General features: G+C 63.5%; 1 protein-coding gene. It reads right to left on the bottom strand.

The genetic code is table 11. The features are described 5' to 3' along the window. Window positions 1-554 (bottom strand): shikimate kinase (locus OHD62_RS35585; RefSeq protein ID WP_318528689.1); only part of this gene is annotated, 554 nt, incomplete at both ends.

Here is a 554-nt window from a genome sequence, read left to right as displayed (position 1 = left end):
TGCGATATCGATATGCGGGTGTCCTTCTGGATTATCTTGTCGGTATCGACGAAGGGCAGCCGCAGCCGCCTGGCGAGAGCCGGGCCGATGCTGGATTTTCCGGCACTCGGCATGCCAACCAGCACGACCGGCCGTCCATTGAGGGCGGCAAAGATCTCCTTTGCGACCGGTGACCTGGCGGTCTGGGGTGGTCCTGGCTGTTCGGCCGCGCGCACCCCAAAGCTGGCGAGGCTGGTTCTACCCGTTGCCCCCTCTTCGGCTCCCCAGTGGGGGACGTCCATGGCGCCATCGGGGATCGCAACCTGGCTGCAGACCGCGCGCGCGCGCTGCGCCAGTTCCACGGCCTTGGCTTGCTCCAAAGCATCCGCGCCGGCTTGCTGGTTTAGCCTGATAAGCCCCTTGTAGGTATCGTGATTGTCAACCTTGGCCCGGTAACTGCCTGGCGTGTGGAACTCCAGCTGGAAGCGGTAACCGTCCGGCGTGGTGAGCACGCTCTGGATGCCGACAAAAGTCCGCTTTGCCATCTTGAACCAGTTGGTCGTGCTGACCTCGGA

The organism is Mesorhizobium sp. YC-39, from assembly GCF_025753795.1.
Classification (GTDB): domain Bacteria; phylum Pseudomonadota; class Alphaproteobacteria; order Rhizobiales; family Rhizobiaceae; genus Mesorhizobium.
This window is presented reverse-complemented; position numbering and strand designations above follow the sequence as displayed.